Below are 513 nucleotides of genomic sequence, written 5' to 3' on the forward strand. Positions count from 1 at the left end.
GTGCCATCGCAGTGGCACAACTGTGCCAAGCACTTTGCACAACCATTTCAGAGGTTGGGCACAATCGTTTCCATAGGTGGCACAACTGTTCTGATAGCTTGTCACAAACCGTATGGATACTTGAACGGGAAACGACGAAAGGAGAGATGTTGGTGACAGTATGAAATGAAGGCTGATATATCGGAAGCTTCCCTCACTCCATAAGCTGACAGTAAAATGGAATTTTTGCTATTATCAGCTTATTGTCAGGGCTTATTGTCATGAGGTAATCTGTTTGTTATGAGGTTATTATATATGAAAAGCTGACAGATGACAATAGAAATCGATATTTAATCATTATGTAGAAAATGCGGGAAAATTATTTCTCCGGTCATTTCCTGTTTATATTTGAAAAATAGTATCTTTGCAGTGACTATCATTTTTTCACTAAGACGCAGGGAATCCTGCTTTTGACGAGTTGCAGGCATTTTTGCCTGTGGCTCTTCTCATAGGCGGTTTCGTACCCCCGTGGGG

The sequence above is a fragment of the Bacteroides sp. HMSC067B03 genome (genome assembly GCF_001811315.1).
GTDB classification, from domain to species: domain Bacteria; phylum Bacteroidota; class Bacteroidia; order Bacteroidales; family Bacteroidaceae; genus Bacteroides; species Bacteroides faecis.